2 protein-coding genes are annotated in these 2,558 nt (G+C 71.3%); both read right to left on the minus strand.

Going from position 1 to position 2,558, the window contains the following annotated elements; translation table 11 throughout:
- A partial coding sequence (gene eccCa / locus AC5RUJ_RS14375; protein WP_494156057.1) for a type VII secretion protein EccCa occupies positions 1-2,293 on the minus strand: 2,293 nt, incomplete at its 3' end.
- Positions 2,290-2,558 (minus strand): hypothetical protein (locus AC5RUJ_RS14380; protein WP_494156058.1); only part of this gene is annotated, 269 nt, incomplete at its 5' end. The genes AC5RUJ_RS14380 and eccCa, both read right to left, overlap by 4 nt.

Consider the following 2,558-nt stretch of genomic DNA (forward strand, 5'->3'; position numbering starts at 1 on the left):
GCCTGGCGGCAGCAGCGCCGGCGTCGTCCGCCCGCTCCAGGCTGGCCGCATACGTGGGCATCGGCAGCACCCGGGGGCCGTCGTCGCCGGCGGTTTCGTCCGCCTCCTGGGCCTGGACATCCTCCAGCGGCCCGGAGACGTACCCGGCCTTGAACCGGGTGTAGACCGTGGTATCCACCTTCAGGTAGCCGTATCCCGGGACCGGCGGCAGGTGGAAGGCATCCGGCGTGTCCAGCACGGTGCGGGATTCCGATTCGGAGAGCGTGCGCAGCCCGATCCGGTAGGACAGGTAGGTCTCCAGCCCGCGCAGCTTGCCGGACTCGATCCGCTGGCTGCTCAACAGCAGGTGCACGCCGATGGACCGGCCGATCCGGCCGATGGAGAGGAACAGGTCGATGAAGTCCGGCCGGGCGGTGAGCAGTTCGCCGAACTCGTCGATGATCACCACCAGGTGCGGCAGCGGCTCCATGGCCTCGCCGCGGGCGAGCCGTTCCTGCCGGTGCAGCTGGTAGTCGGTGATGTTGGCGATGTTGCCGACGGCCTTGAGCACTTCCTGCCGCCGGACCACCTCGCCGTTGAGGCTGGAGTAGATTCGTTCGATCAGGCTCGCGTCATCGGCCAGGTTGGTGATCACGCCGGAGACCTGCGGCGCGTCGGCGAAGGGAGCGAACGTGGCGCCGCCCTTGAAGTCCACCAGCACCATGGACAGCAGTTCCGGCGGATGGGTGGCCAGCAGACCCAGCACCAGCGACCGCAGCATCTCCGACTTGCCGGAGCCGGTGGCGCCGACGCAGAGCCCGTGCGGGCCCATGCCGAACTGCGCCGATTCCTTCAGATCCAGCAGGGCCGGCCGGCCGCGGTCGTCGGGGCCCAGCGGGATCCGCAGGAAGTCCACTTCGCTCCGCGGCTTCCAGAGCCGCCTGATGTCCGCCTCGTCCAGCGCCGGGCTCAGGCCGAGCATGTCCAGGAAGCTGTCCGAGCTGGCGGCGGTGTTGTGTTCCAGCGAGTCCGCCGAGAGCCGCATCGGTGCCAGTTCCCGGGCCAGCGCCTCGGCGGTCGGCACGGCCAGGGGGTCCAGGGTTCCCTGTTCCACGACCGGCTCGACCGGATCCTCGCGGTAGTTCTGGATCGTGAATCCCGAGTCCGACGGCGGGGCGCCGGAGGCCGCGGAATCCGCGGCCGCGCCGGCCTGGGTGACGCGCACGCTGACCTCGCCGGGCTCCTGGCCGCGGTCGGCCACCAGATGGACCACCGTGATGCCCAGGTGGGCCAGTCCGGCGTGCCGGTCCGGCAGCACGAGTTCTTCGGGCAGCCCGCCGTAGCAGTCGGCGAGCACCAGCAGCCGCGGGAGGTGCTGACTGGCGCCCCGGGCGTTCTTGGAGGATTCGGCAGCCACCACCGCGCGGCGGTTCAGCTCGTCGGCCAGCACGGCACCGAGTTCGTCCAGGGACCGGGCCATCCGGCGGACCGGGCCGGTGGCGTGGGCCTGCTTCTGGTCCGCCAGATGCGGCAGCCACAGGGCCCAGTCCCAGTCGCCCAGCCGGTCTTCGCCGGCCGCGATCCCCACGTGCAGGTCCTCGGGCGAGTGGAAGGCACAGGCCTCGGCGAGCAGGTTCCGGGCGGCGTTGAGCACGAACCCGCGGGAGCCGATGATGCTGACGTTGCCGGCCGAGTCCAGCGGCAGGGTCAGCGGCAAATCCGGCGACGTCTCATACCGCCGCTGCAGGATCCGGACCTCGTTGTCCATGAAGGTGTCGCGCTGGGCCGTGGCCGGGCCCTGCTCGTTGATGGTGATCTGCCGGCTGATCCGCTCGCCGGAACCGATCCGCACATGCAGGAAGTCCTCGTTGCCGCGCCGCCGCTCCCAAAGCCGCTGCGTGTTGCGGACGATGTCGAAGAGGGCAGTGGGCTCCGGGTTGCTGGTGCGCGCCGTGGTGATGGTGCGCTGCTCGTCGGCGCGGAGCGTGGCCCGGCACTCCTCCAGGTATTCCAGGTAGCGGTCGCGTTCTTCGGCTCGGGCGCGGGCCGCCCGGCCGCGCTGGCCCAGCATCATGACGATGGACGCGACGACGGTCACGATCATCGCGATGGCGCCGACGGCGGCCAGGCTGTTGCCGCGGAAGAGCATCATCACGGTCATGGACAATCCGGCGCCCAGCAGCGGGATCAGCGCCATGGCGTTCATCCTGCCGGCCTTCTCGCCCATGGGCGGCGGGGCCTCCAGGCTGAAGGGGGCGGCCTCGCGCGCCGGGGCGGTGGTCCGGGCCGGCCGGTGGAAGATCTTCACGCTCATCGGCCGGTGTGCTCCATCGCCAAAGCCAGCGCGGTGGAGGCCAGCTCGGCCGCCTGCAGCCGGACGGCGCGGGACATCAGCCCCGGGTCGAGTTCCACTCCGCCGGCCAGGTGCCGGTCGTAGCCCAGGGGCAGCACGGAGATTCCGTCCCGCGCCAGCAGCTTCGCTTCGGCCATCGGGTCCAGCGGGGCGTCGGCATCCGTCCGGGTCAATACGGCCAGCAGGCCGGTCCCGGCCAGCTCAGGGGTGGCCGCCCACGCGGCCG

It is taken from the genome of Arthrobacter sp. Y3223164 (assembly GCF_059091005.1).